We start from the raw sequence: 17,016 nt of genomic DNA on the forward strand, positions 1-17,016 counted from the left end.
CGGGTGGCCGACCTGTCAGGCCGGGTCCTCGGGAAACTCTTCGGGGGGACGCGCCCGCCGTCCCGGCGCGCGGTGTCGGCCCCCTCCTCCGGACTGCCGCTCCTCGGCGCCGCCGGTTCCCGTGTCGGCGGTCCCGGTGTCGGCGGCCCGTTCCCGGGTACCGGCCCCCTGGCCGGAGGCGCCGCGGAGCCGCAGACCGGCCACCACGAGCACCGCGCCGAGGATGACCGCGTAGACCCCCACCGCCAGGAGAAGGACCTCGGCCCCCACCAGGGGCCAGAACCACAGCAGCAGGCCGAACACGACGGACAGGGCGCCGACGAAGACCAGCAGCCACTCGGAGCTGATGTGGGCGCGCAGCCGCACCGCGGTGATGATCTCGAAGACGCCGGTGAGGACGGCCCAGAAGCCGATGACGAACACCAGGGCGACCAGCGCCGCTAGCGGCCAGAGGAGCGCTACCAGGCCCAGGACGATGCCGAGCGCCGCTCGCACGGCCGTTCCCGCACGGGACCCGCGGGGTGCGCGGAGGGCCGCCGCGGCCAGGAAGCAGCCGTCGACCAGCGCGAAGGCGCCGAAGACCACGGCCAGCGCCACCAGGGTCGGGCCGGGCCACAGGATCGCGAGCAGGCCGAAGAGCACGGCGGCGGTCCCGCGCAGGACCATCAGCCACCAGTTCCGGCTCGTCTGCGCGAACAGGTCACCGGCGAGCACGTACCGGACCATCTCTCAGCCTCCCCGCACCCCGACTTCGTGGTCCCGTGATCACGGGACTACGGTGTGCGCTGACCCCAAGGTCGCACACCGACGGCCGACAGGGCACCAAGGCAGGGCCAAAGGACGGTATGCGCCGAACCCGCCCGGTCCCGGAACGGCGAACGCCCGCTCCCGGAGCCGGGAGCGGGCGTAGGCGGCGGGCGGTCAGCCCTGGCCGGGGTAGCGGCGCTCGCCGGACCCGATGTAGTGCTGACGCGGACGCGCGATCCGGAAGGCCGGGTCGTGCAGTTGCTCGCGGAAGTGGGCGATCCAGCCGGGCAGGCGGCCCAGCGCGAACAACACGGTGAACATGTTGGTCGGGAAGCCCATGGTGCGGTAGATGACGCCGGTGTAGAAGTCGACGTTCGGGTAGAGCTTGCGATCGGTGAAGTAGGGGTCGGCGAGCGCGGCGGCCTCAAGCTTGAGAGCCAGGGAGAACAGCTCGTCGGGGTTCTCGTCGCGGTCGAGGATCTGGCTGGCCAGACCCTTGATCTCCTTGCTTCGCGGGTCGAAGTTCTTGTAGACGCGGTGTCCGAAGCCCATCAGGCGGACCTCGCGGGCCTTCACCCGCTCCAGGAAGTCGTCGATGCTGGTACCGGAGTCACGGATCTCCTCCAGCATCTCCAGCACGGCCTGGTTGGCCCCGCCGTGGGACGGGCCGGACAGGGCGTTGACACCCGAGGCGATGCTCGCGTAGATGTCGGCCTGCGAGGAACCGACCACGCGCACGGTGGCGGTGGAGCAGTTCAGCTCGTGGTCGGCGTGCAGGATGAGCAGCAGGTCGACGGCCTTGCCGAACAGGTCGCCCAGCTCACCGTCGGCGGCCTTGTCGCCGAAGGTCATCCGGATGAAGTTCTCGACGTAGTTGAGGGAGTCGTTCGGCTCGATCGGCTTCTCGCCGATGGAGTTGCGGTAGATGCGGGCCGCGATCGTCGGCAGCTTGGCCAACAGCCGGATCGTGGCGGTCTCCACCTGGTTCTCGTCGGACGGGTCGGCGCTGTCGGCATAGTAGGCGGCGAGCGTGTTCACCGCGGCGGCCAGCAGCGACATGGGGTGGCCCTGGCGGGGCATCGCGTCGATGAGGGTGTTCATCTCCGCCGGGATGTCGGCGTTCTCACGCAGCTTGTCGGAGAACTCCTTGAGCGCGCCCGGCTCCGGCAGTTCACCGTAGATCACCAGGTAGGCGACCTCAAGGAAGCTGCTGCCCACGGCGAGGTCCTCGATGGGATACCCGCGGTAGCGCAGGATGCCGGCGGCTCCGTCGATGTAGGTGATCTTCGAGCTGCACGAAGCGGTGTTGCCGAACCCCGGGTCCAGGGTGGTCATACCAGTCGAGCCCAGCAGGGTCTTCAGCTCGATGGTGCGCTCACCCTCGGTACCGGTGAACACCGGAAGTGTCAGCGTTCCGCCCTCGTAGTGGAGCTCTACCGTGCGCTCTTTGTCGTCTTCGCTCATGCCCGAGGTCAACCTTTCCAGGCGGGGGATACGTGAGGTGCACGGCACGGGGCGGTGGCCACCGTGACCGTGTTCACTCGTTGGTGTTCTGTTTTGTTAAACGGCGGTTAAGCAAAATCATATAAGTTTCACCGATTCACGAACAGGTGACATGCAACACATACCCAGGACGTGATAAGAATTACCGCAAGGTGAAGATTTACAAACTTTGCCGAACGCCGATTACTCCGTGATCTCCCTGGGACGGGATCGACGGCACCGGGGTCACCCGTGCCGCGCGACCTCTCCTAGCGGTCCCCCGAGCGCCCCGGCACCCGGCGCGGAGACGGGGCCGCGGACACCCCACGCACGTGTACGAATGCCGCGCGGTCCGCTGCGCCGGCGTGCACGCACGCGCTCTAGCGGCCCCTCCCAGAGTACCTTCGCCCTGATCACAGGGGTTGAGGCGGGGTCACCGGAGCCGGTGATCTTCCGTACCTCAAATCAATACCCGCGCCCCACCGGGCCCACACGGCGCGGCCCAGCCCACGTGGACACGGGCGCGGGGAGGAAAAGGGAGCGGGAGGAAGCGGGCCGTGCGGCTCCGGACCGGCAGCGGAACCCGTCCACGGGGGCAGGAACCGCCGCCCATACGAATGGGGCCGAACACGGCCACACCGTGTTCGGAAAGCGCACTATCCCTCGTCGACCCCGCCGGCCAGGAGTGGTTCCATGAACAGTTCGGGGTGGTCCCGCTCGATCACGCGCAGCCGCCACTTGTTGTGCACCAGCACCAGGAGTTCACCATCACCGCGCCGCTTCAGCACCTCGGCCCCCGACAGCGCGTGCAGCGCGGGCGCGGACTCGGCGTCGGTGCGCCGCGCCACCGAGTAGTCCAGCGGGGAGGTCTCGATCGGCGACCGGAACTCCTGCTCCATCCGGGCCCTGACCACGTCGAACTGGAGCGGGCCCACCGCGGCCAGCACCGGGGCCTGCTCACCCCGCACATCCGAGGACAGCACCTGCACCACGCCCTCGGCGTCCAACTGGGCGATCCCCCGCTGGAACTGCTTGTACTTGCCCGCGTCCAGGGCCCGCGCCACCACGAAGTGCTCCGGAGCGAAGCTCGGGATCGCCGGGAAGACGACCTTGGGACCGTCGTAGAGCGTGTCCCCCACCGCCAGGGCCTGGGCGTTGACCAGCGCGATCACGTCGCCGGGGTAGGCGGCGTCGATGGTGGAGCGGTCCGCTCCGAAGACCGCCTGGGTGTACTTGGTCGCGAACGGGCGCCCCGTGGCCGCGTGGGTGAGCACCATCCCCCGGTCGAACCGGCCCGATGAGATGCGCACGAACGCCATCCGGTCCCGGTGGTTCTTGTCCATGTTGGCCTGCATCTTGAACACCTGCCCGGAGAACGGGGCGGCCACCGGGCGCGGCTCGTCCTTCTCGTCGGCCTTGGCCGCGGGTGCGGGGGCGAGCCCGACCACGGTCTCCAGCAGGTGGCCCACCCCGAAGTTGGGCAGCGCGGCACCGAACAGCACCGGAGAGGACTCCCCAGCCAGGAACGAGGCCTCGTCGTAGTCGGCGCCCAGCGCCTCCAGCAGTTCGATCTCCTCGACCGCCCGCTCCCACTCGTCCCCCTCGACCCGGGCGGCCTCCTCGTCCGAGAGCGCCTGCTCCACGGCCTTGCTGGCACCGCCCGGGGTACGGGTCATCTTGGTGTAGGCGCCGCTCGCGCGGTCGATCAGGCCCCGGAAGTCGCCCGCGATGCCCACGGGCCAGTTCAGCGGCGTGGGCCGCAGCCCGATCCGCTGTTCGATCTCGTCCAGCAGCTCCAGCGGCTCGCGCCCGGGCCGGTCCCACTTGTTGACGAAGGTGATGACGGGCATCCGCCGCGCGCGGCACACGTCGAACAGCTTGAGCGTCTGCGGCTCCAGGCCCTTGGCCGAGTCCAGCAGCATGATCGCGCAGTCCACAGCGGAGAGCACCCGGTAGGTGTCCTCGGAGAAGTCGGCGTGGCCGGGGGTGTCCAGCAGGTTGAGGACGCGGTCGTCGTAGTCGATGCGCAGCGCGGCGGAGGTGATGGAGATCCCGCGCTCCTGCTCCATCTGCATCCAGTCGGAGGTGACGCCCTTGCGGTCGCCCTTGCCGTGGACCGCTCCGGCCGAGGAGATCGCCGACGCGTGCAGGGCCAGCGCCTCGGTCAGCGTCGACTTGCCGGCGTCGGGGTGGGAGATGACCGCGAACGTACGGCGGCGCCCCGCCTCCCGAGCGACCTCGACCCCCTGCCGCGTCCCGGCCTCCTGGTCCACGCTCATCCGCCGCTTCCTCGCATCCCCGTCGCCGCCTGTTCACCGACGGGTCCAGCCTACGCGCGCCCGCGCGCGCCGAACACCGCGTCGCCGACACGGCGCAGCAGCTCCGCACGGCCGGTGCCGCCCGGGTAGACGGCGACGACCACGTTCCCGGCGGCCCCCTCCCCGGGCTCGGAGGCCGTCAGCAGGGGCCCCGCCGTGCGGCGCACGAGGTCCACCGCGGCGTCGAAGCGCTCCCACACCGCTTCGGGCTCCTGCCCGGGGCCGCGGAGCCAGGACCTGAGCACGTGGTTGTGCGCGGCGATGAGCGAGGCGGCGACCATACCGGCCTCCAGGGAGTGCTCCTCGCCGGTCCCCGCCGCCAGGTGGCGGGTGAACGCCGCCTGGTAGCGGGCGGTCATGGCCACCTCCCGGTCGCGCAGCCGCGTGTGGGCGCGGACCAGGCGGTACCGGGGGACGGTGATCTCCGGGTCGCGCAGGTAGCCCTGGAGGACCAGGCGGGCGGCCGAGCACGCCGCGTCCAGGGGTGCGTCGGGGGAGGCCTCCAGAAAGCGGGCCACGGTCGCGAAGAGTTCGTCGTGCTCGGCGAAGAGGATGTCCTCCTTCGAACCGAACCGGCGGAAGAGGCTGCGGCGGCTGACCCCCGTGGCCGCGGCGATGCCCTCCATGGTGGTCGCCTCGAACCCGGCCTCCGTGAACAGCCGTACCGCCGCGAGCACGACCCCGCGTGTGTCCGTTCCGGCCATCGGGTCCCCCTCCGCCACGCGCGGTGGGACCAGGTGCCCCACTCGGTGACCCGAAGCTACCGGCCCCCCGGTGTACTTCGGACGCTCCACCGCCTACTCTGACACTGGATGCCATACTAGGGCACGCAGTGCCACGCACCGGGGCGGCAGACACCGCGGAGAGGGAAGCGACATGAGCGACTTCGACCTGTTCAGGACCAGCGACGAGCACGAGGAGCTGCGCGAGGCCGTGCGCGCCGTCGCCGAGGACAAGATCGCGCCGCACGCCGCCGAGGTCGACGAGGCCTCCGCCTTCCCACAGTCCGCCCACGACGCCCTGGTCGCCACGGACTTCCACGCCCCCCACATCGGGGAGGAGTACGGCGGCGCGGGCGCCGACGCGCTGGCCACCTGCATCGTCATCGAGGAGGTGGCCCGCGTGTGCGCCTCCTCCTCACTGATCCCCGCGGTCAACAAGCTCGGCACCATGCCGGTGATCCTCGGCGCCTCCGAGGAGGTCAAGCGGCGCTACCTGCCCGAGGTCGCCAGCGGCGCGGCGATGTTCTCCTACGGCCTGTCCGAGCGCGAGGCCGGCTCCGACACCGCCAGCATGCGCACCCAGGCGGTGGCCGACGGCGACGACTGGATCATCAACGGCCAGAAGTCGTGGATCACCAACGCCGGCGTCAGCGAGTACTACACGGTGCTGGCCGTGACCGACCCCGGCGGCAAGCGCGGCGGCAACATCTCCGCGTTCGTCCTGCACAAGGACGACGCGGGCTTCACGTTCGGCGAGCCCGAGCGCAAGCTCGGCATCAAGGGCTCCCCCACGCGCGAACTGTTCTTCGACGACGTGCGCGTGCCCGGGGACCGCATCGTCGGCGCGCCCGGCGAGGGCCTCAAGCTCGCCCTGCGCACCCTCGACCACACCCGGGTCACCATCGGCGCCCAGGCCGTCGGCATCGCCCAGGGCGCCCTGGACCAGGCCGTGGCCTACGTCAAGGAACGCAAGCAGTTCGGCAGGGCCGTCGCCGACTTCCAGGGCGTGCAGTTCATGCTCGCCGACATGGCCATGAAGCTGGAGACCGCCCGCCAGATGGTCTACGTCGCCGCGGCCAAGTCCGAGCGCGGCGACGACGACCTGCCCTTCTACGGCGCCGCGGCCAAGTGCTACGCCTCCGACGCGGCCATGGAGATCACCACCGACGCCGTGCAGTTGCTGGGCGGTGCCGGCTACGTGAAGGACTTCCCGCTGGAGCGCATGATGCGCGACGCCAAGATCACCCAGATCTACGAGGGCACCAACCAGATCCAGCGCATGGTCATGGCCCGCCAGCTCCTCAAGTAGGCTCCCGGGTTCCCGCACGCGCCGGTGCCGGAGCGGGGAGCAGGACCCCCGGGAGACGTGCGCCCGGGGGTCCGCCTCTCCGTGCTCCGTCAGGCGGGTGCGCGGACGTCGGCGAGCACGGTCAGCGCCGAAAGCCCGGAGGTCTCCTCGTCCTCGAAGTACAGCTCAAGGGCCTCACGAAGGTTGGCGACGGCCTCCTCCACCGTCTCCCCTGGGAGGCGGCCCCGACTTCGACGGCTCTGGCCACGTAACCGCCCAGTCCGGTGTCCGGAACGACTGTGGCGTTGACGTGCGGTGTGCGCTCCATGGCCCCAGTCTGACCGAACCGGGCACCACCGGACCGGGATCCCGTCAGAGCGTGCAGGGTTCCTTCAGGGTGCCTTGACCTTCGGCACACCGCCCTTGCGCCCAATGGAGAAAGCGATCCTGTACACATCCGGTAGATCCAGGCGCCCATCCCGGCGGTAGGTATGGCCCTTGCGATAGTTCGCCCCCATGTAGGGGCCAGCGATCCTGGTGAACTCCTCCTTCTGGGTCTGACCGTCCACAAGGAGTTGATCCGGGGGTTGATAACGGCTAGCCATGTCATTGCGCCACCCGTATCGCAGCCCGCGAAATCCGGCAGAGAGACCCGGGGGTCCCTGGTTGCCGAGATAGTGGAAGAGCAATCCGTACAGATTGGTCATCGACCATGTCAGGTCGGCAGCGTTGGCGCTGAGAGTTCGTCGAAGCGGACGATGTCAGAGGTCACCGCAGCCCTCCAGCCACGAGAGCCTGCTGGTGGAGTACGAGCATCCCGCGAGCGGCTTCTGTGCATGCTGTTGCTCGGACACGCCGGGATCCTATCGGCTGTCCCGTCACCGCAAGACGTCGATCGCGTTGCTCTTCCCCTGGGCTTGGGTGTTCACAGCCCTCAGAGCGTGCACTCGCGGACGAACCGCGCCACCGGGATCGGGTCGCGGCCCAGCGCGGCGCGCACGTCCCCGGTGACCTCCGCGGCGCGGCCCGCGACGGCGGCGGCGAACCGCTCGTTGAGTGCGTCGACGTAGCGCTCACCCCAGCCCCGGTCGGTGGCCCGGAAGTAGAACCCCGCCTCGTCCACCGGCTTGAACCGCCACACCGGGCTCTCGGTGCCCCGGGTCATGCGCACCACCTGCTTGAACGTGAGCGCCTGCGGGCCGGTGAGCTCGTACTCCCGCCCGTGGTGCCCCTCCTCCAGGAGCGCGGCCACCGCCACGGAGGCCACGTCCCTGGCGTCGACGAAGCTGACCGCCGTCCCCTTCCTGACGGGGAGTTCGAGCTTGCCGCCGCGCCCCCGCGCCAACCGGGCGAAGACGCCCTCGGTGAAGTCCTGGTCCAGCCAGTTGGGGCGCAGCACGGTCCACGTGTCGAACAGCTCCGCGGCCCTGCTCTCGGCCCGCGCGTACTCGGGGTCCGCGGAGAGCCCGCCCATCGCGGACACGAGGACGGCCCGGCCCACCCCCGCCCCGGCTGCCCGCTCCAGAAAGCCGACCACCCTGCTGCCCAGGCCCACCGGAACCACGACGAAGACGCGCTCCGCCCCCTTGAGTGCGACGTCCCAGTCGGAGGTGTCCGTCCAGTCCAGGTGCACCCCCGAGGTCCGTGAGGCCCCCGTCACGGACAGACCGCGGCTGTGCAGCGCGGTCAGGACGAGTCGGCCCACGCAGCCGGTGGCTCCGGTGACGAGTGTGCTCATCGGGCAGGTCCCCCACGGTCGTTGCGCTCCGGGAAGCGCCTCCCCCGGTGTTACGGCGCCCCGCGAGCCCCCACGCTACCGACCGCCCGGCACCGCGCGTGACGGCTCCGAGACCGGGGAGTGGCTCAGCGGCGCCTGGTGGCCAGCGCCCCGGCGGCCAGCACGAGGGCCGCGCCGAGCACCGCCACCGCGAGGTTGGCGAACAGGGCGTGTTCCTGGAGGGGGCCCACGTTCGGCACGACGAAGCGGTTGAAGGAGTTGAGGACGACCCCGAGGAACGGCTGGTACCACAGGTGGTCGATGGTGCCGCTGACCCCGACGAGGAAGACGAGCACCCCGGTACCCTCGATGATTTTCCGCATGTTCCGAAGCCCATCACCTGCGGCGCCCCGCCGCATCGGCCACCGGTCCACATCCGCCCCCGCGCGAGCACCGGTTCGCCGCCCGTCCGAGCGACCAAAGTATCGGCCGGTGCGACCTCGGACCGAAAGCCGCCGCGCTCGGCGCCGCACCACGTGGACGAACCGTAGACTCCGAGGCGATGGACACTTCCACGGCCCCCGGACGGCGATGGCGGCGCGGCGCGCGCGACTGGGTCGTGGACCTGGCCATGTTCCTGCTCGCCGTCGGGTTCGGGCTGATGGAGGCCATGGACCTGAGCGGACCGCGGCACGCGGTGCAGGCACCCGAGACCGGGCCCGAACTGCCCGTGTGGCTGTCCGCCACCGAACAGCTCGTCGCCCTCGCGGGCTGCACGGCGCTGTGGTGGCGGCGCCGGTGGCCGGTGGAGCTGGCCGTCGTCCTGGTGGTGCTCTCCGCCCTCTCCTCGCTCGTGGCCGGGGCGATGCTCATCGCCCTCTTCTCCGTGGCGGTCCACCGCCCCCCGAAGGTCAGCCTGACCGTCTTCGCGCTGTCCGTACCGGCGGCCTACGTCAACGTGCTGATCTGGCCGGACCCCGTGGTCTCCATGCTGGTCTTCCTCATCATGGGGGTGACCCTCCAGGCCGCCGCCACCTGCTGGGGGCTGACCGTCCACCACCGGCGACGACTCGTGGAGTCGCTGCGCGACCGCGCCGTGCACGCCGAGACCGAGGCCCGGCTCCGGGCGGAGCGGGCCCAGCACCAGGTGCGGGAGTCGATCGCCCGGGAGATCCACGACGTGCTGGGCCACCGGCTGTCCATGCTCAGCGTCCACGCGGGCGCCCTGGAGTACCGGCCGGACGCCTCCCCCGAGGAGATCGCCCGCTCGGCCGGGGTGATCCGCGAGAGCGCGCACCAGGCCCTCCAGGACCTGCGGGAGGTGATCGGGGTCCTGCGCGCCCCCGTGGGCGAGCTCCCCCAGCCCACCATCGCCGACCTGCCCCAGCTCGTGGCGGAAGTGGACGACGTCGCGGGACGGGTCGAACTGGTGCGCGAGTATACGGGAACGGTGCCCGAGCGGGTGGGCCGTACCGCCTACCGGGCCGTGCAGGAGGCCCTGACCAACGTCCGCAAGCACGCGCCGGGGGCCGATACCCGGGTCCGGGTCGCGGGTGGCCCCGGGGAGGGGCTGACACTGGAGGTGCGCAACGGCCCTGCGGCCTCCCCCGACACGCCCGTGGCGGTCACGGGGACCGGCCAGGGGCTGGTCGGGTTGGCCGAACGGGTGTCGCTGGCCTCGGGGCGCCTGGAGCACGGCCCCACCGGCGCCGGTGGCTGGTGCCTGTCCGTGTGGCTACCGTGGCCCCATGAACGAGACGCGAGCGGGAGCCCCGGAGATCGGCGTGGTCCTCGTCGATGACGACGCGCTGGTACGTGTGGGGCTGGTGATGATGATGGGCGGCGCACCCGACATCACGGTCCTCGCCGAGGCCGAGGACGGCGGCGCGGTGCTCGACCTGGTCGGCCGGTACTCCCCCGACGTGGTGCTGATGGACATCCGCATGCCGACGGTGGACGGCCTGACCGCCACCGAGCGGCTGCGCGCCCTGCCCGACCCGCCGGAGGTGCTCGTGCTCACCACCTTCGACGCCGACGAGCACGTCCTGCGCGCCCTGCGTGCGGGCGCCGCCGGGTTCCTGCTCAAGGACACCCCGCCAGCGCAGATCGTGGAGTCCGTCCGCCAGGTGGCCCGCGGGTTGCCGGTCCTCTCCCCCGAGGTGACGCGCCGCCTGATCGACCGGGTGGCCGCCGACGACCACGGCGAGCGCACCGCGCGGGCCCGGGAGCGGCTGTCGGCGCTCAACGCCCGCGAACGGGACGTGGCGGTGGCCGTGGGCGAGGGCCGGTCCAACGCCGACATCGCCGCCCGCCTGTTCCTGAGCGTGCCGACGGTCAAGACGCACGTGTCCAGCATCCTCACCAAACTCGACCTGAACAACCGGGTCCAGATCGCCCTGCTCGTACACGACGCCCGGTTTCTGGAAGGGGGCGGGTGAAATCCGCTGCGGGAGGGGCGGCCCTCCCGCAGCGGCCGGGTCAGGAGGCGGGTTCGAAGGTCCGCGCCATCCGGTCGATCAGCGCGTGGTTGGCCCCCGGGTCGTCCGGGGTCACCAGGAAGAGCGCGTAGCCCTTGGTCTCGGTGTGGAAGCCCCGGTTGATGGCGTGCATCTCCCGGCCGCCGCTGGTGAAGGTGAACTCCCAGTCGGCGGCGGTGAGGTAGTCGTCGGCCCAGCCGCCCCGGATCTCCTCGATGCCGATGAGCTCGTACCCGCCGCCGAAACTCCCGCGCGCCTGCGGTTCGTAGTCGCGCCAGTCGGCGGCGGCGTCGGGGCCCGGGTCGTCGCCCTGGTCGACGAGCAGGTAGGCGCCGTCCGGCCCCCGGAAGTACACCATGTGCCCGTCGCGCTCCTCCGTCCAGTCCTCGGGGACGTCGACGGCGAACCCGCTGGGGTCCTCATGGCGGACGAGGAAGTCCCACTCGTCCGTCTCCTCCGGGGGCGGCGGCGTATCGGTGGCAGGCTCCTCCGGAGGCGGCGCGTCCGAGGCGGACCCCGCCACGGGCTGCGAGCCCTCGACGGAGCCCTCCACGAGGTCGGCGGCGGCCCCGTCACCGGGCCGGTTCGCGCTGACCATGTAGACCGCCGTCGCGGTGGCGGCGAGGACCACGAGTACGGCCGCGGCGACCAGCAGTCTGCGGGCCGCGTTGCCCGGGGCGGGCTCCTCGCCCCGGTCCGACCAGGGCACCACGGGGGTCTCGTCCGCTTCGGACGCGGGCTCGGCGGGCGCCGACTCGGCCACGGCCGCCACGGGTTCGGGCTCCGCGGGCGCCGGCTCGGCGAACGTCTCCGACGTCGTGCCGTGCGCGGCGGTCTCGGGCTCCTCGGGGGCCTCGAACACCTCTGTGGCGGGGGCCGGGTCGGGAGCCGGGGCCGGGACCACGGCGGTCGGCGCGTCGGCGTCGCGGAGCTCGCGCAGGCGAGTGCGCACTTCACCGATCGATGGGCGGTTCTCCGCCCGCTTCTCGCACAACCCTTCCAGGATCGGGCGGAGCGCCCCCGCGTGGACCGATTCGGGCAGGTCCTGGGTGACGATCGCCGTCAGCGTCCCCATGGGGGTGGGCCGGTCGAACGGAAGGGAGCCCTCCACCGACTGGTAGAGGGTGACGCCCAGGGCCCACGCGTCCGAGGCCGCGGTGGCCGGGTACCCCTCGGCGACCTCCGGTGCCAGGTAGCGGGGCGACCCGATGAGCAGGCCGGTGCTGGTCAGATGGGTGGAGCCGTCGACGTGGGCGATACCGAAGTCGGTGACCACCGCGCGGTCGTTCCCAGCGATGAGCACGTTGCCGGGTTTGATGTCGCGGTGCACGATGCCCCGGCCGTGCGCCTCGGACAGGCCCGCGCACATCTGCTCGCCGATGTCGGCGGTCCTGCGCACGGAGAGGCGCTCCTCCTGGCGGACGAGGTCGCCCAGGGAGGGGCCGCGGACCAGCTCCATGACGATCCACGGACGGCCGTCCACCTCCACGACGTCGAATACCGTGATGATGGAGGGGTGGCTCAACTGCGCGGCGCTGCGCGCCTCCCGGAGCATCCGGGTCCTGAGCACCTCGACCTCGCGTTCGGGGAGGTTGGGCGGCGTGGTCAGTTCCTTGACGGCGACGGGGCGGTCCAGGAGGAGGTCGGTCCCCCGCCACACCCGGCCCATGCCGCCCGCACCGATGACTTCGTCCAAGCGGTACCGGCCGACCAGCTCACGGCCGGTTTCGGATTCGGGGCTTCTCATCTCTGATGCGGTTTCCTCTGAGGGGGGAAGGGGGCGGGGACGCGGGGCCGCTCATGAGTGTAGGGAATCGGGGCGTCCCATGGCACGCCCCGGATCGGCACCAGAGGCAGCCCGATACCGGACACCATGCCCATGACATGGGGAGACCCGCTGAAAACAGCGGAGAACATCCCTTTCGCAGAGGTGTCCCCCGGGCGTGTCGCCCCGACGTGCCCCCGCACTCCCTCAGGAACCGCGCAGCAGCCTCACCAGGAAGTCGGACAGGCTCGACAGAACGGACGAGGGCCGGCCTCCCTCGGACGGCGGCGGCGCCTTGGTCTCCTCCGGTGAACGGCGGTTCGTCGGCGTGAACCGGACTGGAAGGTCGACGGGGACGGAGGCCAGATTGGTGACGTACCAGCGCAGTTCCTGGGACGGGACGGCCAGACTCAGGTCGGGCAACCGCTCGAACAGCGTGCGCAGCGCGACGATCGTGATGACGGTGGCCTCGTCGCGTGCGGGGCAGCGGTGCGGTCCGGCCCCCCAGGCGAGATGGGCGCGGTTGGGCGCCTCCTCCAGCCGCTCGGCGTTCTCCAGCCGGTAGAAGTGGTTCGCGGCGGCCAGGCCCAGGAGGATCGGGGTCCCGGCCTCGATCACGCGGCCCCCGCCGACCGGGATGTCCACACGCGGGTAGACGGCCGGGAAGTTCGTGATCGGCGGCACCTCCCACAGGATCCGGTCGACGAGCTCGACGAGGACGGTCCGGGACGGCGCCCGCCCCGGGGGGAGGACGGAACCGCTGAGGGCCGCTCGGGCGGAGGCACAGGTGAGCGCGAGGACGGTCTCGACCCCCCACGTGACCATGAGGAGCATCTGGTGGATCACCTCCTCGTCGGTCAGCGCGGACCGGTGCCCGATCAGCCGGGACGTGAGGTCCTCGCCCGGGTTCGCGTGCTTGGCGGCGATCACCTCCGACAGGGCCCGTTCCGCCTCGGCGTTGGCGCGTTCGGCGTCCACACCCACCACGACCTTGCGCATGGCCCCGGCGAACCGCAACCCCTGGTCCTCGTCGAAACCGAAGAGCTCGTTCATGACCAGGATCGGCAGGAGCCGCGCGTACTGGTCGACCAGGTCCGCCGTGCCCTGTTCGCAGAAGCTGTCGATCAGCCCTCCGGCGTAGCGCTCGGTGATCTCGCTCAGGTACGCCTCCCGGACGGCCCCGAGGCTGTCCGAGATCGCTCGCCGGTAGCGCTGGTGCTCGACCCCGTCCACGTACAGGGCGTTGGGACGCGGGGCCATCATCGGTAGGAGCGGGGAGTCCGGGGCGACCCGGCCCTCGCGGAAGTCCTTCCAGTTCCGGGAGTCGTAGGAGAAGTTCGACGTGTCCCGCGACCACGCGACCAGGGTCTGGTAGTCGGTGACGATCCACGCGTTCACCCCCGGTTCGAGCTCGATCGGGATGAGCGGACCGTACTCGGCCCTCAGCTTCTCGTACACGGCGTACGGGTCGGGGTGGGGCTCGCTCTGCTGGAACGTGGCGAAGGGGCATCCAGACGTCACGGGAACCTCGGCTCGGGGTGGGGGTGATCGGGGTATGCCGGACTCCGGCGGGGATCCGACCCTTCCGTGTCCGGCACGTGTACACCGTGTGGGTCGCACGCGAACACTGTGGCAGGGCACACACACTAGCGTTTCGGCCCGCCTGAGACGAGGCTTCAGGCCGCCCGCGCGAACGCGCTCACGGGCGCCGGAGCAGCCTGCCCAGGAAACGGGCCAGGAGGCCCGAGGGCAGCCGCTTGAGGAGGACGCTCCCGTCGCCGGCGGTCGGCGGCGTGTCGGGCGAGGAGGCGTCGGGCTCCCGGTCGGGCCGTGCCGCCGGTTCCCGCTCGGTGAACCGGACAGGAAGGCCCATGGGCAGGCAGAACACGTTGGTCACGAGCCATCGCAGGTCCTCGGGCCGGGAGGCCAGGGCCAAGTCGGGCAGCCGGTCCAACACGGTGCGCACGGCGACGGTGGCGATGACTAGCGCCTGGTCGCGGGCCGGGCACCGGTGCGGACCCACCCCCCAGGCCAGATGGGCCCTGCTGTGCGTCTCCTCCAACAACTCGGCGTTCTCCAGGCGGTAGAAGTGGTTGGCCGCGGCGAAGCCCAACAGGATCGGCGTCCCCGCCTCGATCGTCCGGCCGCCGCTGAGCGGCACATCCGTGCGCGGATAGAGGACGGGGTAGTTGGTGATCGGCGGCGACTCCCACAGGACCCGGTCGAGGAGCTCACCGAGGGCGGCGTCGGAGAGGGCGCGCCCCGCGTAGGAGGGGGAGTCGCTGAGGAGCAGCCGTGTGGAGCTGAAGATCAGGTCGGTGGTCGTGTGGAGGGCGATGGTGATGACGACGCGGAGTTGCAGGATCACCTCCTCGTCCGTGAGCGCCGACCGGTGCTGGAGCAGCCGCGAGATGAGGTCGTCGCCGGGCTCGACCCGCTTGGCCGCGATCGCCTCGGACAGGGTCTGGTTGGACTCCTCCACGGACCGCTCGGGGTCGCCGCCGGTCCACAGGTCGTTGATGGCCTGCCCGAAACGCAGTCCCTGGTCCTCGGTGAGCCCGAAGAGCTCGTTGACCACCAGGAGCGGCAGCAGTCGCGCGTACTCGAAGTACAGGTCGGCACTGCCGCGCTCACAGAAGGTGTCGATGAGGCCGTCGGCGTAGCGCCGGGTCGCGGCACGCACGTCCCCCTCCTGGGCCGCGTCCAGGGCCTCGGCGATCGCCCCCCGGTAGCGCTGGTGCTCGGCGCCGTCGGTGAACAGCGCGCTGGGCCGCGGCGCCATCAGCGCCGTGAGCCGGGAGTCCGGAGCGATCCGCCCCTCGCGGAAGTCCTCCCAGTTGCGGGGGTCGTGCGTGAAGGTCGCGGTGTCCCGGGACCAGGAGATGATCAGCTCGTAGTCGGTGACGATCCACGCCCTGACACCGGGCTCCAGCTCGATGGGGATGACCGTGCCGTACTCGTCCCTGAGGTCCGCGTACACGGCGTAGGGGTCGGGGTGCAGTTCGCTCTGCTGGAATGTGCCGAAGGGGCAGGATGTCACGGGGGCCTCGGGGTGCTGGGTGTCGTCGACGCGTGCGGACACCCTAACGTTAGGTGACGAGCGAAAGCGAGGCCCCCGTGCCCCGGGCGGTTGTGCCCGGGGCACGAGTGGTCACTGACTCCGCAGCAGCCTGCCCAGGAAGCGGGCCAGGATGCCCGGGGACAGCCGCTTGAGGAGGACACTCCCGCGTCCGTCCCCGGCGCGGCCGGACTCCGGCGGGGCCGCCTCGGCCTCCTGCCCTGCGAGCGGCGCCAGGGGGGCCTGCGGGGTGAAGCGGACGGGCAGGCTCACCGGTGTGCAGGCCATGTTCTTGATGACCCACCGCAACTGCTCGGGTGGGACCGCCAGGCGCAGTTCGGGCAGCCGGTCCAGGAGTGTGCGCAGCGCGACGCTGGCCATGGCGATCGCCTCGCCCCGGGCCGGACAGCGGTGCGGGCCCACCCCCCAGGCGAGGTGGGCGCGGTTGGGCACGCCGTCCAACCGCTCGGCGTTCTCCCTGCGGTAGAAGTGGTTCGCGGCGGCGAAGCCCAGCAGGACCGGGGTCCCCGCCTCGATCGTCCGACCGCCTCCGAGCGGCACGTCCCGGCGGGGATAGAGGGCCGGGTAGTTGGTGATCGGTGGCGACTCCCACAGGACCCGGTCCACGAGTTCGCCGAGGGCCGCGTCGGAGAAGGTCCTTCCCACGAAGCTCTCGGGGCTGGACAGGGCCAGGCGGCAGGCGGAGGCGATGAGGTCGGCGGTCGTCTGCACCGAGGCGGTGACGATGATGCGCACCTGCATGACCACCTCCTCGTCCGTCAGTGCGGACGGGTGCGCGATCAGCCGGGAGGTGACGTCGTCAGCGGGTTCGCGGTGCCTGGCGGCGACCACTTCCGACAGGGCGCGCTGGGTCTCGGCCAGGGAGCGCTTGACGTCCACCCCGGCCCAGACGTTGCGCATACTGGAGGCGAAGCGCAGCCCCTGGTCCTCGTCGAACCCGAAGAGCCCGTTGAGGACCAGGATGGGCAGGATACGCGCGTAGTCCGCGAGCAGGTCCGCCTCACCGCGTTCGCAGAACCGGTCGATGAGGCCGTCGGCGTAGCGCCGGGTGATGGTGCACAGGTCCTCCTCGCGGATCCCGCTCAAGCTGTCGACGATGGCCCCCCGGTAGCGCTGGTGCTCGGCGCCGTCGGTGAACAGCGCGCTGGGCCGCGGCGCCATCATGGCCGTGAGCCGCGATGCGGGGTCGACCCGGCCTTCGGTGAAGTCCTTCCAGTTCCGGGAGTCGTGCTTGAAGGTCGCGGTGTCCCGGGACCAGGAGATGATCAGCTCGTAGTCGGTGAGGATCCATCCCCTGACGCCTGGTTCCAGTTCGACGGGGATGACGGGGCCGTGCTCCTCCCTGAGCCGCGCGTACAAGGCGAAGGGGTCGGGGTGGGGTTCAGGCTGCTGGAACGTGGCGTAGGGGCAGGATGTCACGT

At 71.2% G+C, this 17,016-nt stretch carries 14 protein-coding genes; 3 read left to right on the top strand and 11 right to left on the bottom strand.

Going from position 1 to position 17,016, the window contains the following annotated elements; translation table 11 throughout:
• Nucleotides 1-15 precede the first annotated feature (15 nt).
• The 4 genes from ACFHWE_RS02890 to ACFHWE_RS02905 all read right to left on the bottom strand — a co-directional run bounded on the left by ACFHWE_RS02890 (nt 16) and on the right by ACFHWE_RS02905 (nt 5,251).
• Entirely contained in the window at nt 16-726 is a 711-nt protein-coding gene (locus tag ACFHWE_RS02890; protein ID WP_416598972.1) for an HdeD family acid-resistance protein, read from the bottom strand.
• A gap of 195 nt (nt 727-921) precedes the next feature.
• On the bottom strand, nt 922-2,211 hold the full coding sequence (locus ACFHWE_RS02895) for a citrate synthase (RefSeq protein ID WP_416598973.1): 1,290 nt from the start codon (nt 2,209-2,211) through the stop codon (nt 922-924).
• A 674-nt stretch (nt 2,212-2,885) separates the two neighbouring features.
• Nucleotides 2,886-4,508 carry a peptide chain release factor 3 gene (locus ACFHWE_RS02900; RefSeq protein WP_416598974.1) on the bottom strand — a complete coding sequence of 541 codons (1,623 nt, stop codon included), beginning with the start codon at nt 4,506-4,508 and terminating at the stop codon, nt 2,886-2,888.
• Between the two features lie 50 nt (nt 4,509-4,558).
• Nucleotides 4,559-5,251, bottom strand: coding sequence for a TetR/AcrR family transcriptional regulator (locus ACFHWE_RS02905; RefSeq protein WP_416598975.1), 693 nt, complete (start codon nt 5,249-5,251; stop codon nt 4,559-4,561).
• A 172-nt stretch (nt 5,252-5,423) separates the two neighbouring features.
• Here ACFHWE_RS02905 and ACFHWE_RS02910 point away from each other — a divergent pair, with 172 nt between their 5' ends.
• On the top strand, nt 5,424-6,578 hold the full coding sequence (locus tag ACFHWE_RS02910; protein WP_416598976.1) for an acyl-CoA dehydrogenase family protein: 1,155 nt from the start codon (nt 5,424-5,426) through the stop codon (nt 6,576-6,578).
• A gap of 371 nt (nt 6,579-6,949) precedes the next feature.
• On the opposite strand, the gene ACFHWE_RS02915 is transcribed toward ACFHWE_RS02910, so the two are convergent.
• The 3 genes from ACFHWE_RS02915 to ACFHWE_RS02925 form a co-directional block, all read right to left on the bottom strand.
• On the bottom strand, nt 6,950-7,264 hold the full coding sequence (locus ACFHWE_RS02915) for a hypothetical protein (RefSeq protein WP_416598977.1): 315 nt from the start codon (nt 7,262-7,264) through the stop codon (nt 6,950-6,952).
• 227 nt (nt 7,265-7,491) lie between these two features.
• Entirely contained in the window at nt 7,492-8,295 is an 804-nt protein-coding gene (locus ACFHWE_RS02920) for an NAD(P)H-binding protein (RefSeq protein ID WP_416598978.1), read from the bottom strand.
• Nucleotides 8,296-8,420: 125 nt separating this feature from the next.
• Nucleotides 8,421-8,657 carry a hypothetical protein gene (locus ACFHWE_RS02925; protein ID WP_416598979.1) on the bottom strand — a complete coding sequence of 79 codons (237 nt, stop codon included), beginning with the start codon at nt 8,655-8,657 and terminating at the stop codon, nt 8,421-8,423.
• A 179-nt stretch (nt 8,658-8,836) separates the two neighbouring features.
• Between ACFHWE_RS02925 and ACFHWE_RS02930 the strand changes: the two genes are divergently transcribed.
• Complete coding sequence (locus tag ACFHWE_RS02930; RefSeq protein ID WP_416598980.1) at nt 8,837-10,075, top strand: sensor histidine kinase; 1,239 nt, start codon at nt 8,837-8,839, stop codon at nt 10,073-10,075.
• A complete protein-coding gene (locus tag ACFHWE_RS02935) occupies nt 10,023-10,712 on the top strand; it encodes a response regulator transcription factor (RefSeq protein ID WP_416598981.1) in 690 nt (229 codons plus the stop codon). The genes ACFHWE_RS02930 and ACFHWE_RS02935 overlap by 53 nt, the downstream gene beginning before the upstream one ends.
• Before the next feature lie 40 nt (nt 10,713-10,752).
• On the opposite strand, the gene ACFHWE_RS02940 is transcribed toward ACFHWE_RS02935, so the two are convergent.
• From ACFHWE_RS02940 to ACFHWE_RS02955, 4 genes are all read right to left on the bottom strand, one after another.
• The gene (locus tag ACFHWE_RS02940; RefSeq protein WP_416598982.1) at nt 10,753-12,498 is read right to left on the bottom strand and encodes a serine/threonine-protein kinase; all 1,746 of its coding nucleotides are present in this window, start codon (nt 12,496-12,498) and stop codon (nt 10,753-10,755) included.
• Nucleotides 12,499-12,723: 225 nt separating this feature from the next.
• Entirely contained in the window at nt 12,724-13,974 is a 1,251-nt protein-coding gene (locus ACFHWE_RS02945) for a cytochrome P450 (RefSeq protein ID WP_416599113.1), read from the bottom strand.
• Nucleotides 13,975-14,215: 241 nt separating this feature from the next.
• Complete coding sequence (locus ACFHWE_RS02950; protein ID WP_416598983.1) at nt 14,216-15,598, bottom strand: cytochrome P450; 1,383 nt, start codon at nt 15,596-15,598, stop codon at nt 14,216-14,218.
• Nucleotides 15,599-15,667: 69 nt separating this feature from the next.
• Nucleotides 15,668-17,014 (bottom strand): cytochrome P450, encoded by a 1,347-nt coding sequence (locus tag ACFHWE_RS02955; protein WP_416598984.1) that lies wholly within the window; start codon nt 17,012-17,014, stop codon nt 15,668-15,670.
• Nucleotides 17,015-17,016: the final 2 nt, after the last annotated feature.

Source organism: Nocardiopsis sp. LOL_012 (genome assembly GCF_048060475.1).
Lineage (GTDB): Bacteria > Actinomycetota > Actinomycetes > Streptosporangiales > Streptosporangiaceae > Nocardiopsis.

What these genes read in the sequence shown, in the direction of transcription:
- ACFHWE_RS02890 (WP_416598972.1), bottom strand. Translation starts at nt 726, where the DNA reads ATGGTCCGGTACGTGCTCGCCGGTGACCTGTTCGCGCAGACGAGCCGG.
- ACFHWE_RS02895 (WP_416598973.1), bottom strand. Translation starts at nt 2,211, where the DNA reads ATGAGCGAAGACGACAAAGAGCGCACGGTAGAGCTCCACTACGAGGGC.
- ACFHWE_RS02900 (WP_416598974.1), bottom strand. Translation starts at nt 4,508, where the DNA reads ATGAGCGTGGACCAGGAGGCCGGGACGCGGCAGGGGGTCGAGGTCGCT.
- ACFHWE_RS02905 (WP_416598975.1), bottom strand. Translation starts at nt 5,251, where the DNA reads ATGGCCGGAACGGACACACGCGGGGTCGTGCTCGCGGCGGTACGGCTG.
- ACFHWE_RS02910 (WP_416598976.1), top strand. Translation starts at nt 5,424, where the DNA reads ATGAGCGACTTCGACCTGTTCAGGACCAGCGACGAGCACGAGGAGCTG.
- ACFHWE_RS02915 (WP_416598977.1), bottom strand. Translation starts at nt 7,264, where the DNA reads ATGACCAATCTGTACGGATTGCTCTTCCACTATCTCGGCAACCAGGGA.
- ACFHWE_RS02920 (WP_416598978.1), bottom strand. Translation starts at nt 8,295, where the DNA reads ATGAGCACACTCGTCACCGGAGCCACCGGCTGCGTGGGCCGACTCGTC.
- ACFHWE_RS02925 (WP_416598979.1), bottom strand. Translation starts at nt 8,657, where the DNA reads ATGCGGAAAATCATCGAGGGTACCGGGGTGCTCGTCTTCCTCGTCGGG.
- ACFHWE_RS02930 (WP_416598980.1), top strand. Translation starts at nt 8,837, where the DNA reads ATGGACACTTCCACGGCCCCCGGACGGCGATGGCGGCGCGGCGCGCGC.
- ACFHWE_RS02935 (WP_416598981.1), top strand. Translation starts at nt 10,023, where the DNA reads ATGAACGAGACGCGAGCGGGAGCCCCGGAGATCGGCGTGGTCCTCGTC.
- ACFHWE_RS02940 (WP_416598982.1), bottom strand. Translation starts at nt 12,498, where the DNA reads ATGAGAAGCCCCGAATCCGAAACCGGCCGTGAGCTGGTCGGCCGGTAC.